General features: G+C 59.8%; 17 protein-coding genes. 8 read left to right on the top strand and 9 right to left on the bottom strand.

The features are described from left to right. Positions 1 to 25 precede the first annotated feature (25 nt). The 6 genes from IPP88_18000 to IPP88_17975 all read left to right on the top strand — a co-directional run bounded on the left by IPP88_18000 (position 26) and on the right by IPP88_17975 (position 6,303). Positions 26 to 1,102, top strand: a complete 1,077-nt coding sequence (locus IPP88_18000; protein MBL0124537.1) for a class 1 fructose-bisphosphatase — start codon at positions 26 to 28, stop codon at positions 1,100 to 1,102. A gap of 11 nt (positions 1,103 to 1,113) precedes the next feature. Further along, a complete protein-coding gene (locus tag IPP88_17995) occupies positions 1,114 to 1,995 on the top strand; it encodes a phosphoribulokinase (protein MBL0124536.1) in 882 nt (293 codons plus the stop codon). Positions 1,996 to 2,222: 227 nt separating this feature from the next. Beyond that, positions 2,223 to 4,244 (top strand): transketolase, encoded by a 2,022-nt coding sequence (tkt, locus tag IPP88_17990; GenBank protein ID MBL0124535.1) that lies wholly within the window; start codon positions 2,223 to 2,225, stop codon positions 4,242 to 4,244. 131 nt (positions 4,245 to 4,375) lie between these two features. Continuing rightward, complete coding sequence (locus IPP88_17985; protein ID MBL0124534.1) at positions 4,376 to 4,882, top strand: SCP2 sterol-binding domain-containing protein; 507 nt, start codon at positions 4,376 to 4,378, stop codon at positions 4,880 to 4,882. Positions 4,883 to 5,141: 259 nt separating this feature from the next. Beyond that, positions 5,142 to 6,017 carry a hypothetical protein gene (locus IPP88_17980; GenBank protein ID MBL0124533.1) on the top strand — a complete coding sequence of 292 codons (876 nt, stop codon included), beginning with the start codon at positions 5,142 to 5,144 and terminating at the stop codon, positions 6,015 to 6,017. Between the two features lie 49 nt (positions 6,018 to 6,066). Further along, positions 6,067 to 6,303: a hypothetical protein gene (locus tag IPP88_17975; protein ID MBL0124532.1), complete on the top strand. Its 237-nt coding sequence runs from the start codon at positions 6,067 to 6,069 to the stop codon at positions 6,301 to 6,303. Positions 6,304 to 6,534: 231 nt separating this feature from the next. On the opposite strand, the gene IPP88_17970 is transcribed toward IPP88_17975, so the two are convergent. The 9 genes from IPP88_17970 to IPP88_17930 all read right to left on the bottom strand — a co-directional run bounded on the left by IPP88_17970 (position 6,535) and on the right by IPP88_17930 (position 12,837). Next, positions 6,535 to 6,762: a hypothetical protein gene (locus IPP88_17970; GenBank protein MBL0124531.1), complete on the bottom strand. Its 228-nt coding sequence runs from the start codon at positions 6,760 to 6,762 to the stop codon at positions 6,535 to 6,537. A gap of 27 nt (positions 6,763 to 6,789) precedes the next feature. Further along, positions 6,790 to 7,128 (bottom strand): S24 family peptidase, encoded by a 339-nt coding sequence (locus tag IPP88_17965; protein ID MBL0124530.1) that lies wholly within the window; start codon positions 7,126 to 7,128, stop codon positions 6,790 to 6,792. A 31-nt stretch (positions 7,129 to 7,159) separates the two neighbouring features. Continuing rightward, positions 7,160 to 8,647, bottom strand: coding sequence for a 2Fe-2S iron-sulfur cluster binding domain-containing protein (locus IPP88_17960; GenBank protein MBL0124529.1), 1,488 nt, complete (start codon positions 8,645 to 8,647; stop codon positions 7,160 to 7,162). Continuing rightward, entirely contained in the window at positions 8,632 to 9,570 is a 939-nt protein-coding gene (locus IPP88_17955) for a TauD/TfdA family dioxygenase (GenBank protein MBL0124528.1), read from the bottom strand. Before IPP88_17955 ends, IPP88_17960 begins: the two co-directional genes overlap by 16 nt. Before the next feature lie 16 nt (positions 9,571 to 9,586). Next, positions 9,587 to 10,186, bottom strand: a complete 600-nt coding sequence (locus IPP88_17950; GenBank protein ID MBL0124527.1) for a hypothetical protein — start codon at positions 10,184 to 10,186, stop codon at positions 9,587 to 9,589. A gap of 97 nt (positions 10,187 to 10,283) precedes the next feature. Continuing rightward, positions 10,284 to 10,613 carry a TusE/DsrC/DsvC family sulfur relay protein gene (locus tag IPP88_17945; protein MBL0124526.1) on the bottom strand — a complete coding sequence of 110 codons (330 nt, stop codon included), beginning with the start codon at positions 10,611 to 10,613 and terminating at the stop codon, positions 10,284 to 10,286. A 46-nt stretch (positions 10,614 to 10,659) separates the two neighbouring features. Beyond that, positions 10,660 to 11,307 (bottom strand): type I-MYXAN CRISPR-associated protein Cas6/Cmx6, encoded by a 648-nt coding sequence (gene cas6, locus IPP88_17940; protein MBL0124525.1) that lies wholly within the window; start codon positions 11,305 to 11,307, stop codon positions 10,660 to 10,662. Then, positions 11,280 to 11,495 carry a hypothetical protein gene (locus IPP88_17935; protein ID MBL0124524.1) on the bottom strand — a complete coding sequence of 72 codons (216 nt, stop codon included), beginning with the start codon at positions 11,493 to 11,495 and terminating at the stop codon, positions 11,280 to 11,282. Before IPP88_17935 ends, cas6 begins: the two co-directional genes overlap by 28 nt. A 70-nt stretch (positions 11,496 to 11,565) precedes the next feature. Then, positions 11,566 to 12,837, bottom strand: a complete 1,272-nt coding sequence (locus tag IPP88_17930) for an NAD(P)/FAD-dependent oxidoreductase (protein ID MBL0124523.1) — start codon at positions 12,835 to 12,837, stop codon at positions 11,566 to 11,568. Between the two features lie 384 nt (positions 12,838 to 13,221). On the opposite strand from IPP88_17930, the gene dsrA reads away from it, so the two are divergent. Continuing rightward, complete coding sequence (gene dsrA / locus IPP88_17925) at positions 13,222 to 14,502, top strand: dissimilatory-type sulfite reductase subunit alpha (GenBank protein ID MBL0124522.1); 1,281 nt, start codon at positions 13,222 to 13,224, stop codon at positions 14,500 to 14,502. 63 nt (positions 14,503 to 14,565) lie between these two features. After that, positions 14,566 to 15,633 carry a dissimilatory-type sulfite reductase subunit beta gene (dsrB, locus tag IPP88_17920; protein ID MBL0124521.1) on the top strand — a complete coding sequence of 356 codons (1,068 nt, stop codon included), beginning with the start codon at positions 14,566 to 14,568 and terminating at the stop codon, positions 15,631 to 15,633. Positions 15,634 to 15,652: the final 19 nt, after the last annotated feature.

Raw genomic sequence — 15,652 nt, 5'->3', positions numbered from 1 at the left:
ACCCGTTTCGGTTGATACACGTCGCATGACCCTCACGCAGTTCCTGATCGAGGAGCGACGCCGCTTTCCTGGTGCCAGCGGGGATTTCAACAGCCTGATCCTGGATATTGCGACAGCCTGCAAGCGCATCGCGCGCGCGGTTGCTTTCGGTGAATTGACCGATGCGAAAGACAAGGCGGAATTCACCGGGCAAGCGGGAGGTGCGATAAACGTGCAGGGCGAAACACAAAAATTGCTCGACGTCGTCGGCAATGAAACGTTCCTGAAGGAAACCGAATGGGGCGGCCACCTCGCGGGAATGGCGTCGGAGGAAATGGAAGACCCGTATTGCATGCCGCCGGATTGTCCGCGCGGCAAATACCTGCTGGTGTTCGACCCACTTGATGGCTCGTCGAACATTGACGTAAACGTCTCGGTCGGAAGCATTTTCTCCGTGCTGCGTGCGCCGGTCGCGGGCCGCGACGCGGTGCTGGACGATTTCTTGCAGCCGGGCTCGCAGCAGGTCGCGGCGGGTTACGCGCTTTACGGCCCCACGACCATGCTTATCCTCACGGTCGGCACGGGTGTGTACGGATTCACACTCGACCCCAGCCTCGGGGACTTCATGCTGACTCACCCGCAACTCAAAGTCCCCGAGGACACGCACGAGTTCGCCATCAATGCATCGAACAGCCGATTCTGGGAGGCGCCGGTCAAGCGCTACGTCGACGAATGCCTCGCCGGCAAGACCGGACCGCGCGGACGCGATTTCAACATGCGCTGGATCGCCTCCATGGTCGCCGAGGCGCACCGCATCTTGGTTCGTGGCGGCGTGTTCATGTACCCGCGCGACACCAAGGACCCTAGCAAACCCGGGCGCCTGCGATTGTTATACGAAGCCAATCCGATCGGTTTCATCATGGAGCAGGCGGGCGGGCGCGCGAGCACCGGCACGGTGCCGATGCTTACCGTGCAGCCTACATCGCTTCATCAGCGGATCGGCCTGGTATTCGGCTCGAAGAACGAAGTTGAACGCATCGAGCGCTATCACGCCGAACCCGCCAGCGACGACACCTACCCACCACTATTCAATGAACGCAGTCTGTTTCGCTTCCAAACCTGAGGCCATACACCATGTCTGAACGTCATCCCATCATCGCCATCACCGGTTCATCAGGAGCGGGCACTACCTCTGTAACGCGCACCTTCGAGAATATTTTTCGCCGCGAGAAAGTATCTGCTGCCATCATTGAGGGCGACAGCTTCCACCGCTTCGATCGGAAGGAAATGAAAGTCAAGATGGCCGAAGCGGAGACGGCCGGCAACAAAAACTTCAGCCACTTCGGGCCCGAGAACAACATGTTCGCCGAACTGGAATCATTGTTTCGCGATTACAGCAACACCGGCAACGGCAAACGCCGCAAGTATCTTCACGACCTCGAGGAAGCGGCGCCTTACAAACAGGACCCGGGCACCTTCACACCCTGGGAAGACCTGCCGCCGAACACCGATCTGCTGTTCTACGAAGGCCTGCATGGCGGCGTCATTTCCGAAGAGGTCAACATCGCCCGCTATCCGGATTTGCTGATTGGCGTGGTGCCGGTGATCAACCTGGAGTGGATCCAGAAGCTGTGGCGCGACAAATCCAAACGCGGCTACTCGACCGAGGCAGTCACCGATACCATCCTGCGGCGCATGCCCGATTACGTGCATTACATCTGCCCGCAATTTTCGAAGACGCACGTGAATTTTCAGCGCGTTCCCTGCGTGGATACATCAAACCCTTTCATCTCGCGTGAAATCCCGGCCGCCGACGAAAGCTTCGTGGTCATCCGCTTTTCCAATCCCAAGGGCATCGATTTTCCGTATCTGCAGAACATGATTCATGATTCCTTCATGTCGCGCGCCAACACCATCGTGGTGCCGGGCGGCAAGATGGAATTGGCCATGCAGCTCATCTTTACACCTTTCATCTGGAGAATGATGGAGCGGCGCAAGCGCGCGATCGCCGGCTAAATGCGGTCGTAGCCAAACGAAACGCAGATCGCCATTCCGCGCGCCTTTCCAGCCACTTTCGCCCAGCAAGTCGCACCAGATATAGAGTTTAACTATCCGCACCAAACAACTTCTCGCCCGCCCATGCGAACGGTCCAATGCGTCCGTTCGACGTGGCGCATCCAGACAATGACGCAATGACATTTTCCGTCGCAAGTTAATTCACTACTCGCAAGGACTTCTCCATGATGCCCCTCAATTCAGCAACCGCGCACACGGCAGACCGGCAACAACTCAGCAATGCCATTCGCGCGCTCGCCATGGACGCCGTTCAAAAAGCCAACTCCGGACATCCCGGCATGCCGATGGGCATGGCGGAAATCGCCGAAGTGCTGTGGCGCCACCATCTTCGCCACAACCCCGCCAATCCGCATTGGCCCGATCGCGACCGGTTCATCGTGTCGAACGGTCACGGGTCCATGTTGCTTTATTCGCTCCTGCATCTGACGGGCTATGACTTGTCGATGGATGAGATCAAGCGATTTCGCCAGCTTCATTCCAAGACGCCCGGCCACCCCGAGTACGGCTTCGCGCCGGGAGTGGAAACCACTACGGGACCGCTTGGACAGGGTCTTGCCAACGCGGTCGGCATGGCGCTCGCCGAACGCGAACTCGCGCGTAGCTTCAATCGCGACGGCTTCGAAATCGTCAATCACCACACCTACGTATTCCTCGGCGATGGCTGTCTCATGGAAGGCATTTCACACGAGGTCTGCTCGCTCGCGGGCACGCAGAAACTGGGCAAGCTGATCGCCTTCTACGACGATAACGGCATCTCGATTGACGGTGAAGTCGAAGGCTGGTTCACCGATAACACACCGCAGCGATTCGCGGCCTATGGCTGGCAGGTGATCGACGATGTCGATGGCCACGACTTTGCAGCGATCGAGCGTGCCGTGACGGCCGCCAAAGGCAATCATGCCCAGCCAACGCTCATTTGCTGCAAGACCGTCATCGGCAAAGGCTCACCCAACAAGCAGGGCACAGAAGGCGTGCATGGCGCGGCCTTGGGCGACAAGGAAATCGCCGCGACGCGCGAAGCCATCGGGTGGCATCACCCACCGTTCGAAATTCCACAGGCAGTGTACGACGCCTGGAATGCCCGCGCGACCGGTGCCGGCCTCGAAACGCAATGGCAGGCCGCATTTGACGCCTACCAAAAAAAGCATCCTGAACTGGCCGGTGAATTTCGTCGTCGCATGGCGGGAGACTTGCCGGCGCAATGGAAAGCCGCGGCCGATGCCTTCCTCGCCAAAACAAATGAAAAAGCGGAAACCGTCGCGACGCGCAAAGCGTCCCAGCAGACCATCGAGGGACTGGCGGCGGTGTTGCCGGAATTGCTGGGCGGCTCGGCCGACCTGACCGGCTCCAACCTCACCAACTGGACCGGCTCCAAACAGATCAACGCAACACAAGGCGGCAATTACATCAATTTCGGCGTGCGCGAATTCGGCATGTCAGCCATTGCCAACGGCATCGCGCTGCATGGCGGTTTTATTCCGTACACAGGGACATTCCTGATGTTCTCCGAATACGCGCGAAATGCGGTGCGCATGGCGGCGTTGATGAAGATCCGCAACATCTTCGTCTATACGCACGATTCAATCGGCCTGGGCGAAGATGGGCCCACGCACCAGGCGGTCGAGCAAACCGCTACCTTGCGCCTGATCCCCAACATGGATGTCTGGCGTCCGTGCGATACGGTCGAATCGGCCGTGGCGTGGGCGCACGCGATCGAGCGCCGCAACGGGCCGAGTTGCCTCTTGTTCAGCCGGCAGAACGTTGCGTTCCAGAGAAGGACACCTGCAACCTTGGCCAATATCCAGCGTGGTGGATACATGCTGTCCGCAGAAAGCGGTGCACTCAAGGCCGTCATCATCGCCACCGGCTCCGAAGTACCCATGGCCATTGAGGCGCAAACCGAACTTGGCAAGCGTGGCATCGCCGCGCGAGTGGTTGCTATGCCGTGCACGCAAGCGTTTGACAGGCAAGACGCCGCCTACCGGGAAAGCGTCTTGCCCGCCGGAATTCCGCGCATCTCCGTGGAAGCAGGCGTCACCGACTACTGGCGAAAATATGTGGGACTGGACGGCGCCGCGATCGGTATCGACACATTTGGGGAATCCGCCCCGGCCGGGGACCTCTATCGCCACTTCGGCATTACCACCGAACGAATTGTCGATTCCACGATCAAGCTGATACGGCCATGATTGCCCGCGCCTGTGGGCAGCTTCCGCAAACCGTTTGACCTTTGCCCTTTGTCCACTTTGCCCACCGTCTATTCCCGATTGCACATGCCGCCACTTGCAACTTCCACCCACGCATACAAAGGAGAACATCAATGCGTAAATTGCTAATTTCCCTCGCGGTACTCGCGAGCCTTTCCCCCGGCGCCAACGCCACCCCGCTGATGTCCGCCGAATGGGCCGACCTGGCCTGCAAGGCCTGGAATACCAACCCGATGCTCACCGAAGAACTTGCCGGCGACTGGATCAAGAATGACCAGGGGCGTGGCTACAAGATCATTCACATGTACCGCACCGATTGCGGTGAAGCGACCAAGGTCGAAATGATCATCTCCGCGAAAGACAGCAAGGCGCTCTGCACCTATGCAGGCAAGATCGAGCACACTGACCTGAAATCAAGCTCGGACTATGTAATGCATGCGGAAACCAAGCGCTGGAATGAGATGGGCGCCGGCGACTACGGCCCGATGCGCGCCATGATGTTCGGTCGCCTGAAATTCGTGGGACCAAAGATGGAAGCGATGAGCGTCATGGGCCCATTCGAGCAATTCCTGCTGATGCCGGGGAAAGTGCCCGGAGAAGCTGCCTGTCCAGGAAAATAGACGTGTAGTCGGGCGATTGCCACGCTGGTGATCGCCCGGAGACATGCAACTGCGCAGCGCTTTTATTTCCCCTTGCCTGGATGCGGGGGCGTTGATTTGCGTGCCAACAAAACGGTGAGCAGCGACCTCGCGCCGCCTTCCTCGTCGTAAACGCTTTGAAACGGTCGTCCCGCAAATCCAGCCTGTGCGTACGGTGGATGGCGGCGGCATTCGCGAACGGAATCGCACAATCGTGCCAGAATGCCCTCGGCAATTCGGCATGCCGATTCGCATGCACGTCGTGCCGGCCAAACTTCCCGCTCAATACCTTTCCAAAATCATGCCAGTCCAACACGCGCAAATCGTGATCCCTTGCTCGGATTTTGACGCGACCTTTGAAGCGCTCACCGCGCAACTGGGTTTTCGTGTCGACATGATTTTTCCGGCTGATTCGCCGACAACCGCCGTCGTGTCCGGATTCGGCGTGACACTGCGCCTCGAGGTCGCGGCGCGGGCAATGGGTGATTCGCAAGTACTGCTGCGCTTGATCACCGATCAGTCTCCGCTGGTCGTGCCGGTGCCCGGCCTTTCGATTGAATGGGTACAGGGCGCGACCACTGTCGAGCTCCCGGAAGGAAAGCAGGAATATATCCTCACGCGCATGAACGATGCCGATGCCTGGGTGACCGGCCGCGCGGGGATGCAGTATCGCGACCTGATTCCGGGCCGGTTCGGTGGAAGATTTATTGGCTCGCACATCCGCATCCCCGACGGCGGGCCGGTGCCCGACTATGTGCACTTTCACAAAGTCCGCTTCCAGATGATTTTCTGCAAGGCCGGCTGGGTACGCGTCGTGTATGAGGATCAGGGTGAGCCGTTTCTGCTGCGGGCCGGCGATTGCGTGTTGCAGCCACCCGGAATTCGCCATCGCGTGCTCGAAGCTTCCGCCGGGCTTGAGGTGATTGAACTTGGCTGTCCTGCCATCCACGAGACGCTTGCGGATCATCAGATTTCACTGCCAACGATGCAGGTATTGCCGCAACGTGAATTTGGCGGGCAGCGATTCGCGCGACACGTCCCCCCCCCCCCCCCCCCCGCCGCGGGCGCCCCCCCCGCCCCCGCCGGCCCCGCCGGGGCCCGCCCCCCTCGGTTTTGAAGCGCGCGACACCGGTATCGCTGCCGCAACCTCTTGCGTTGCCGGCGCAATGATTGTGCGCACGAATGCGCGCGCGGACATCGATTCGACCACGCCGGTCGCCTCGCACGAGGGCGAACTCCTGTTCCTGTTTGTCCTCGGCGGGACACTTCAACTGCGCAGCAATTCGCTTGGCGATCACACAATGCGGGCCGGCGACAGCGTGACTATTCCGTCTGGCAATGAGTTGTCGCTATGTGCGATGGGACCCGTTGAATTCCTGCAGGTGTCCTTGCCTGCTGGCTGACAGACTATCCAGCATTTCTTGTCAACGGCTTGAAGCAAACTCCTTAACCGGAGCGGACTTTCGGGCGCTTTTGCTCTGGAAGCCGCGCCAAATGGCGTTCTGCGCAATGAAAAGACTGATCACCCACCATTCCCGCAATTGTGATCAATGCCCGGCTCCCTCGCGAGTCTGGCAATCTCTGCGTCCTTTCATTTTCAATTTCAACCCGCACCTGGCAACTGACGGAGGAGACTACTCTTCCGACCCGCTCCCCGGCGCTGCTTCGCGTACTTGCGAAAGCAGGTCCTCGGCGTGCAGCTCGGTTTCGGCGTGAATGACCTTGATTGCCTCCCGGGCGGGATCGGCATCCGCGCGCAATGTCTTCGCGCGCTGCGATGCCTCCGCATACTTGTCGAAGACGGCAAGCTTTTCGAGTTGAAGCAGCGGTGCGCGCGTGACGCGATATACAAAGTAAGGCATTGGCGAATCTCCGAATCAGCGACGAACTCAGACGTAGCGGCGCGAGCCATGCCGCCGCCCCGGCTTTGCTTTCTGGATGATGACACCTTTGACGATCGACAGATCGGCAATCGGCTGATCCGGAAACGCCGCATTGAGCGCGTGCAGGCACCAGTGTTCGCCCACCCGGACGAGCTGGCGAAATATCCACTCGCCGTTGGGTTGTGCGAGCACATACGAGCCATCGGATGCGAGCCCCTCCGGCTCGATGATGATGATTTCGCCATGCTGGAATTCGGGCGTCATGCTCTCGCCGTGCACCATGAGCGCAAAGGATTCGCCACCACCGCATGCGCCGGCAGCCGGGTCAGGCGCCATGGCGGACATCGGCGGGCGCGGCGACGGCAGGCTCATGGCTTCAGGCATCCGCCGTATAGGAGTAAATCTGGTTGTCGGGTACACCGGCGAGACGCAACTCATCGTGCAGGGTGGTGACAAAATCGTCAGGGCCGGCCAGGTAGAAATCGCACTGGATATCCAAAAGGTCGACGCGCATCGCGGCGGCAATCTGCCGCGCACCCGCCGCCGCATCCTTGTCCGTATACAGCGAATACTCAAACTGATCGAGCGCGGCGGACCATGCGCGGCACTGGTTGGAAAAAAAGTGGCCATCCGTGCGCGTCGCCAGCCAATAGAGCGAGATGGATGGCGCGGCGTCCACGGCAAGTGCGTGTTCGATCAGGCTCTTGACGGGCGCAAAGGCGGTATCGCAAGCCGCAAACACCAGCGGCCGCCGGCTCTCGTCGAGAACAAAGTTACCGCTCGGCCCCCAAACGGTCACATCATCGCCGGGCTTTACCGCGTCCGCGAACAACGCGTTGGCGCAGGCATCGTCAGCGCGGCGCGCGACGTAAAGATGCAGGTTACGGTCATCGCAGGGGCAGCTTGCGACCGGGTAGGTCGCGTGTATGTCTTCTCCGCTGGCGGCAAGGCCCAGCGTGATCGATTGGCCGGCAAGGAATCGCAAACGGTTGGAGCGCGGCGTCTGCAGGTGCAGGAGCATGGTGTTGGGCGCGAGAGGCGTGACCGCGCGGACTTTGGTGACAATTTGCTGCGATGGCATGTCCTGCGGCCCGCGCGCCTCAAGGGTTTCAATCATCACCTCACTGCTGGCCGCAGTATGCGCACAGAGCAGCACGTGTCCCTGGCGTTTTTCCGTTTCGGAGAGCGTGTAATCGTGATTGCGCACCTTGATGGTCTCACCCGCCACCACGCGCGCCTTGCACAGGCCGCATCCACCGTTTCCACATCCGTAGTTAAGGCTGATGCCCGCAAGCAGGCCGGCTTGCAGAAGCGTGGCATGGCCCTCGACGAGAAATTCACGACCGCTGGGCCGCACAGTCACGCGGGCGGAAACGACCTTGAGCATTTCATCCATAACGGAAAGCGGGTCGACAGATTCCATGGCAAGCACCTCTGATAATCCCTGCGACAGGTGTTGATCGAGTTCCCGGAAGCGATCGCCAGCCGCCTTATCCGGCGAATCGGCGACGAGTGCGCGGATCCGCGTTTGCAAGTCGATGACCAGGCGATGATACTGCTGCAAATGGCTGCGCACATCGGCCAGTTCCTGGGTCTGACCGAACAGGCGCTGCGCAAGCACTTCCTGGCTGGGCAGCACGCGTTCGCGAATTCGCTTGCCGAACGACTCATCCTTGATACGCATCACCCGCTCGAGCATGCCGCTATCCTCGATATTGGCCTGGGGATAGAGGCGCAACAAATCACCGATGGCCACCTGCCCGTCGCACAGCGCGAGCACGCCGGCACGCACTTGCGCTTGCAATTCGCCGCGGGGGACGCCCACAAGTTGCGCCGCACGCCAGACCGTCACTGAGCCGGACATGTGTGTTTCCTATCCTGGGCGACGCAAATACGGCTGATTTCTCCGTTGATTTCATCGTGGTAGCGCGCGCGATACAGAAGCCGTGGAGCGGCCGCATCATCTTCAAATCCTGTACGGTCATGCAATACGTTTGCGCAAAGCAGGCCCATGCCGGGCTCAAGGCGCGCGCGTATCTTGCCGGGCAGTTCCGACGCAAGCAGGCCTTCCAGCCACGCAACGGCGGCGCGTGTGGTCGCATCCCCGGCCCAGGCGATGCTGCGGGTACGCGCCGTATAGCGCATGTGCAGCCGTCCGGATTCCGGATGACAGGAAAATACCGGCCCCGAAACCGCCGCGCGCGCGACGCCATCGTCATCCTCGCGCGCGGGAATGGTCATGGCCTGTGGTGCCATCATGGCGCGCACGAAATCCGGGTTGTGATCGCGCATGCGAAGGTAGGCGATCTCGTGGTCAAGGAGCGTGTTTTCACCTCCATGCACGGCCGGGCGCACGCAATGCAGAATCATGGCTCGCACCGCGTGCGCCGTGTCATTGTAGTATCCGTCGGTATGCCATTTGATGGGCTGCGTGGTATAGGGAATGTAGTGCTTGCGCGTGCCATCATCATTGACAGTGATGCGCGTCACCTTGTCTTCGTCGGCAAGCCAGTTGCCGTCAAAACGATCGAGGCCGAACTGGCGACCGAGCATCATGGGGATGGACTTGTCCTCACCGAAAACAGGCGAGGCATAAATCGCCATGTTGGCGCGCTTCAACCTGGCGACGATGGCGGTGCGTTCCGTCGGCGAGAGCGCACGCGGATCGCGAACTTCGACAATCAGTTCGCTTGCCCTTGCCGGCAGACTGGCAAGCTTTTCATCACGCCAGCGCTCATAGGCGCCATGGCAATTGCGGTCATCGAGATTGAAAGGATCAGGGGACATGGTCCGGGCTCGCGGCTCAATCGCCACTGACAGCGCGACGACGGCTGCCGCGCGCTCCCGGCGGGGCGAACAGGCCAACCATTCCCTTGCGGATCGACTCGACCGCATCCGGCGCCTCGCTTGCGACGATCTGGTCCATCGCCCACGTCTTGTCCTTGGCTGGTACCAATGCGGTGATGCATGCGCCGAGGTAACGCATGAACGCAAAATCGGGTCCGTCGCTGGTGAAGGCAAATGTTGCGTAGTCCGAGGCCCGCATGTTGTAGAGGTCGATGAACTCTTTCCGATATCCAGGCTCTTTCTCCGGGCCGAGCAGGCGACTCTCGTTTTCCACGAGAATGTCCGCCACGCGCATCGCAACCTCCGTGGTGAAGCGGCTGCGCGCCTCGCCGTCGAGTTGTTCAAAGGCAATGCGGTCGGCAACCATCGCCATGAAGACCAGAACCTCCCGCATGAACGCGAAATACGGCGGACCTGCGTCGATATCGAAGTGTGCGTCCCGCATTTGCTTGACCGCGTTGATACCCGCGCGCCAGAGAATGAACGCCATCACGCTTGCCGCCTCTTCCGGTGTGCGGCTGCGTTCTTCCTTGAACCATTGGGCTTTGACGCGCATGAGTTTGGCTTTCTGGTATCGCGGCCGGTGGAGGTCCGGCCATTGACTGGAGCGCACCGGCTGGCGGGCTTTCAGGTCGATGGCCGGGTGGACGTCCTCAGTACCCGCCCTTGCCGAGGGGCTGCGGCAGGCCGGCAATCTTGGCCGCCTGCTTTGCCGGACCAATCGGAAACAGATTGTAGAGGCTCTTGCTGTCGGCCTCGGGCCGGAACTCGTTGACACCCTTTAGCATGTTGCGAAAATTGGGCGTGTGGCCGTTGTTTTGGTATTCGTCGCGCATGTAGCGAATTATCTCCCAATGCTCGGGTGTAAGGGTGATGCCCTCCGCTGCCGCGATTGCCTCAGCCACACCCTCGCCAGTGTTGGCTTCGAGCAGATAACCCTGATCGTCGGTTTCCAGTTCCACGCCATTGACGGTATATGCCATTTATGCTCCTTGCTGTTAGTTGAATGTAGCCGTTTACCCGAGGCCGCTATGAACCTACGGCCGCGGCCGATTTGTGCGGCACGAAGACGCCGCAGCCCAGTTTCATGTCGCAGCCAGTGCCACGCGCCTGCAATTGCAGCGAACTCTCCGGCAGAAGACCATGCACCATGACACTGAATCCCCTGAGTTGACGGTCACCGCTGCCGACCGTCTGCCGGCGACCGCAAATGACCTCGCCGCGAATTCCAAGCGATTCAAGTTCGTCGCGCATCGCCGCGGTAAAGGTGAGTTCGTCGTCAATGTCACCCGTGACCAGATGCGCATACACGGTGCCATGCCCCAGCAAAGGACGCGCGGTCATCTCGCCGATATCGATCGTCGCGCCGTCCAGCACCAGCTCGCGTCCCCTGAGTTGCGCGGCCGCTGCCTGACGTTCCACGGGGACACGCAGCACCAGTCGCGAACGCGCCGACAGAAGCACCGCGCCGGTCGCGGAATGGGCCGACTTGAGCGGATGAATTGCCGCCGTGGTTTCGTCCTCGAACCAGGGCAGCGCAAGCGCGATGGCTTCGCGCAATGCATGACGATGGTCGGCGGGCAGGGTCGCCCCTCGCGCTTCAAACACGAGGTCCAGCACCGCGCATTCCTGCACGCGCGGCCCGCGATCTACTTCGGTAATTGCTGTGTCGCCCATCGTGTCATTGCCTCGCCCCACTCGCGCGCCGTCACGGGATCAATCTCGAAGACTGTGAAACGCGAGCGTTCGCGGATGCGTATCCGCATCAGGCTCATACCTCCCGCGTCATGATCCAACTGCTGCAATTCGATCTCCTGGCCGCCTAGTGGAACTTTGAATTTATTCAGGGAAACAATTTCAGGCATGAAGCCTCCATATGTTGGATGCCGGGCAGTTTCCACTTAGCACCATGCCCATTCTCGCTGATCCGGCACCTCATTTCTTGAGCTTCATGACCCCCATCATTTTCATCAACAATCGTTCGAAGGCGGGCTCGGAATTGCCTACTTTCATCTTGCCAATGAAGTACTTCTCGTATGCGACCTTGGCGACATGCACCCATTTGCCTTCGGAGAACCAGTTGACATTGCGCGGCGGAATCTGCGGTAGCGCGACGAAAGCGACCCCCGAATCACCGAAATCCGCAAGGCAAACGGCATTCCAGGTGGCGCGATGGGTCGGTTCCTTGCCGTCGATCACGTCACGAATGTTGTGCGCCGTCGCGGTAACCATCGACTCGATCATATAGCCGGTCTTTGGCGCGCCAGTGGGAACGGGTGTGGCTTCAACCGGCGGTATCGCAACGCAAACGCCGACCGAATACAGATTCTTGTACTTCGGGTTGCGCTGGAATTCATCGATCAGAATGAAGCCACGCGGGTTGGTCACGCCCTCAATGCCAAAAACCGCGTCCACGCCCTTGAATGCAGGCAGCATCATCGAATACTTGAAGTCGAGGGTATGTTCCTTTTTCGGCTGGCCGGACTCGTCGTGTTCGGTGACGTACATCTTGCCGGCCTCGACCCTGGTCACCTTGGCGTTGCAAATCCACTTGATGTGGCGATCGCGCATTGCCGATTCAAGCAGGCTCTTCGAATCACCGACGCCACCAAGGCCCAAGTGCCCGATGTAGGGTTCCGCCGTGACAAAAGTCATCGGCACGCGGTCGCGAATTTTGCGGCGGCGAAGGTCGGTGTCCATGATCATTGCGAACTCATACGCCGGTCCATAGCACGATGCACCCTGCACCGCGCCAACGACGATGTGTCCAGGGTCCTTGACGAATTGCTGCCACTCGGTCTCGGCCTGGATGGCGTGGTCAACGTGGCAGATCGATTGCGTGTGCCCTTTCGGACCGAGACCCTCGATCTCGTCAAACGCCAGCTTGGGACCGGTGGCGACGATCAGGTAGTCGTAGGACACGTTTTGACCGTCGTCGAGCTCGACCGAGTTCTTGTCCGGATGGACCCGCTTGGCGCCGACCGGAATGAAGTCGATGCCCTTCTTGGCGAGAGCAGGTCCAATGTCGAACTCAATGTCGGAGCGTTTGCGCCAATTCACGGCAACCCAGGGATTGCTCGGCACGAACTGAAATTTGGGCGCGTTCGAAATCACCGTGACTTTGTCCGCCGCGCGCAGCTTTTCCCGCATTTCATACGCCATGGGCATGCCGCCAATGCCGGCACCGATGATGACGATGTGGGTCATGCTACTTCTCCTGAGAAATGGCTTGTGGACGCAAGCTCCGGCCTGTTGCGTGATACGCGCAAGCTGCGCACCCATGCGGTACGGTTTGGCGGAATTCGACCTTTTTTGCGATGCGTCTATTGGGCACAAACAAGCTGGCTGTCGTCTATAGCCGGGACGGGCAGGCGCATATACCCCATGTGGGTAGTACCGCCCACCCTATGCGGTCTATCGACCGTGCGCGGGAACGCGGGATACCATGTCTCAAAATCGGGTAGAAAATTGTGCGCGTCTGGTTACGTTCAGTTCGCAACAGCGCCGCAATGTTGATTTCACCCGAATGCAGCCGCATGAAGCCGCAATACGCGACAAGCCGATCAAGACGCAACAAGAGGAGAGACCAGAATGGCCAAGAAACCGCACGATACGCCAATGCTCGACCAACTCGAAAGCGGCCCGTGGCCCAGCTTCGTTACCGGTCTCAAGCGCCTCGCTGACAAGAGCGACTACATGGTCGATCTCATGGGCCAGCTCGAACATTCATACAAAACCCGCAAGGGCTACTGGAAGGGTGGAACGGTCGGCGTGTTTGGCTACGGCGGCGGCGTAATCCCTCGCTTCTCCGAAGTGGCCAGCATGTTCCCGGACTCGTCGGAATTCCACACCTTGCGCATCCAACCCGCGCCAGGCATGCACTACGACACCAATATCCTGCGCAAGCTCTGCGACGCCTGGGAGGAACATGGCTCCGGCCTGATTGCTTTCCACGGTCAGAGCGGCGACATCATGTTCCAGGGCGTATCCTCGGCCAAGGTTCAGGATGCCTTTGACGCCATCAACGAACTCGGGTTCGATCTCGGCGGCGCAGGCCCCGCCGTGCGCACCTCGATGTCCTGCGTGGGCGCGGCGCGTTGCGAGCAATCGTGCTATGACGAGGCCAAGGCGCATCGCGATGTACTGAACACGTTTACCGATGACATCCATCGCCCGGCGCTGCCTTACAAGTTCAAATTCAAGTTCTCGGGCTGCGCCAACGACTGCATGAATTCCATCCAGCGCGCCGACATGGCCGTGATCGGCACATGGCGCGACAACATGCGCACCGACGAAGGTCTCGCGCGCAAGTGGTTTGCCAAACACGGCATGAACGAACTGGTCAACGATGTGATTGCCCGCTGCCCGACCAAGGCAATCATGCTCAAGGAGACCAAGGATGTTTCAAAGGATGGAAAAATATCCTCGGTCGCGATCAACGATACGCAGTCGCTGGAAATCGACAATCCCAATTGCGTGCGCTGCATGCACTGCATCAACGTCATGACTGGCGCGCTCGCCCATGGCAAGGACACCGGCGCGACCATCCTGATGGGTGGTAAACGTACGCTGAAGATTGGCGACCTGATGGGAACCGTGGTCGTGCCGTTCATGCCGCTCAAGTCCGATGAAGACTATGAGGCGCTGGTTGAACTCGGCCGCAAAGTGATCGATTTTTTCGCCGAAAACGCGCTCGAGCACGAACGCACTGGCGAAATGATCGAGCGTATTGGCCTGGTCAATTTCCTGGAGGGCATCGGTCAGGAAATCGACGCCAACATGGTATCGGCTCCGCGCACCAACCCTTATGTACGCACCGACGGTTGGGATGACGAAGTGGCGCGCATCAATGCAAAAAAGGCCGCGGACTGAGCGCAGAAAATCGCGCGGGAATAGCGGCAATCACGGCAATCGGAATTCAGCGAGGAGAAAGACATGGCGATGCGTCAACCCATTGAGAGCGGCGTACCGGACAACAAGCAGTGGCTGCATCCGGTGATGCTGAAAAATTACGGCAACTGGAAATATCATGATCGGCCGCGCCCCGGCGTGCTGCACCACGTCGCGCATTCCGGCGACCAGATCTGGACGGTACGCGCAGGCACTCAACGGCAGATGGATCTGTTCACCATCCGCAAACTGTGCGACATCGCCGACCAGTTCGCGGACGGCTACGTGCGTTTCACGATCCGCAGCAATATCGAATTCATGGTCAAGGACGAGACCCGGGTCGCCGCGCTGATCACCGCGCTGACGGCAGCCGGTTTCCCTGTGGGCGGAACCGGAAACTCGGTTTCATCGATCGCCCATACGCAGGGCTGGCTGCACTGCGATATTCCCGGCACGGACGCATCGGGCGCGGTCAAAGCACTGATGGATGACCTGTATGAGGAGTTCATCAAGGAAGACATGCCCAACCGTGTCCACCTCTCAACCTCATGCTGCGAGATCAATTGCGGCGGACAGGCGGACATCGCCGTGATTGTTCAACACACCAAGCCGCCCAAGATCAATCACGACCTGGTCGCCAATGCGTGCGAGCGTCCGACCGTGGTGGCGCGTTGCCCGGTCGCCGCGATCCGTCCGGCCCTGGTCAATGGCAAACCCTCGCTGGAAATCGACGAGAAGAAATGCATGTGCTGCGGCGCTTGCTACCCGCCCTGCCCGCCCATGCAGATCAACGACCCCGAGCACACCAAACTCGCCATCTGGGTCGGCGGCAAGAACTCGAATGCGCGCGGCAAGCCGACGTTCATGAAGATGGTGGCCTCGGGGCTGCCCAACAACGCGCCGCGCTGGCCGGAAGTGTCCGCGCTGGTGAAAAAGATTCTCTACACCTACAAAGCTGATGCACGCCCCTGGGAGCGCATGTCTGACTGGATCGAACGCATCGGCTGGCCACGTTTCTTTGAAAAATGTGAACTGCCGTTCACCAAGTACCTGATCGACGACTGGCGCGGTTCGCGTGCCAACCTGAACGCCTCGACGCACATTCGTTTCTGATTTTGCGCCGCTCAATAGA

The sequence above is a fragment of the Betaproteobacteria bacterium genome (assembly GCA_016720925.1).
Taxonomy (GTDB): domain Bacteria; phylum Pseudomonadota; class Gammaproteobacteria; order Burkholderiales; family Usitatibacteraceae; genus UKL13-2.
Note: the sequence above shows the minus strand (reverse complement) of the source record. Positions and strands in the feature narration are given on the sequence as shown.

Bases quoted from the DNA above. Each gene is read 5' to 3' on its own strand.
- IPP88_18000 (MBL0124537.1), top strand. From the start codon at position 26: ATGACCCTCACGCAGTTCCTGATCGAGGAGCGACGCCGCTTTCCTGGT.
- IPP88_17995 (MBL0124536.1), top strand. From the start codon at position 1,114: ATGTCTGAACGTCATCCCATCATCGCCATCACCGGTTCATCAGGAGCG.
- tkt (MBL0124535.1), top strand. From the start codon at position 2,223: ATGCCCCTCAATTCAGCAACCGCGCACACGGCAGACCGGCAACAACTC.
- IPP88_17985 (MBL0124534.1), top strand. From the start codon at position 4,376: ATGCGTAAATTGCTAATTTCCCTCGCGGTACTCGCGAGCCTTTCCCCC.
- IPP88_17980 (MBL0124533.1), top strand. From the start codon at position 5,142: ATGCCGATTCGCATGCACGTCGTGCCGGCCAAACTTCCCGCTCAATAC.
- IPP88_17975 (MBL0124532.1), top strand. From the start codon at position 6,067: ATGATTGTGCGCACGAATGCGCGCGCGGACATCGATTCGACCACGCCG.
- IPP88_17970 (MBL0124531.1), bottom strand. From the start codon at position 6,762: ATGCCTTACTTTGTATATCGCGTCACGCGCGCACCGCTGCTTCAACTC.
- IPP88_17965 (MBL0124530.1), bottom strand. From the start codon at position 7,128: ATGTCCGCCATGGCGCCTGACCCGGCTGCCGGCGCATGCGGTGGTGGC.
- IPP88_17960 (MBL0124529.1), bottom strand. From the start codon at position 8,647: ATGTCCGGCTCAGTGACGGTCTGGCGTGCGGCGCAACTTGTGGGCGTC.
- IPP88_17955 (MBL0124528.1), bottom strand. From the start codon at position 9,570: ATGTCCCCTGATCCTTTCAATCTCGATGACCGCAATTGCCATGGCGCC.
- IPP88_17950 (MBL0124527.1), bottom strand. From the start codon at position 10,186: ATGCGCGTCAAAGCCCAATGGTTCAAGGAAGAACGCAGCCGCACACCG.
- IPP88_17945 (MBL0124526.1), bottom strand. From the start codon at position 10,613: ATGGCATATACCGTCAATGGCGTGGAACTGGAAACCGACGATCAGGGT.
- cas6 (MBL0124525.1), bottom strand. From the start codon at position 11,307: ATGGGCGACACAGCAATTACCGAAGTAGATCGCGGGCCGCGCGTGCAG.
- IPP88_17935 (MBL0124524.1), bottom strand. From the start codon at position 11,495: ATGCCTGAAATTGTTTCCCTGAATAAATTCAAAGTTCCACTAGGCGGC.
- IPP88_17930 (MBL0124523.1), bottom strand. From the start codon at position 12,837: ATGACCCACATCGTCATCATCGGTGCCGGCATTGGCGGCATGCCCATG.
- dsrA (MBL0124522.1), top strand. From the start codon at position 13,222: ATGGCCAAGAAACCGCACGATACGCCAATGCTCGACCAACTCGAAAGC.
- dsrB (MBL0124521.1), top strand. From the start codon at position 14,566: ATGGCGATGCGTCAACCCATTGAGAGCGGCGTACCGGACAACAAGCAG.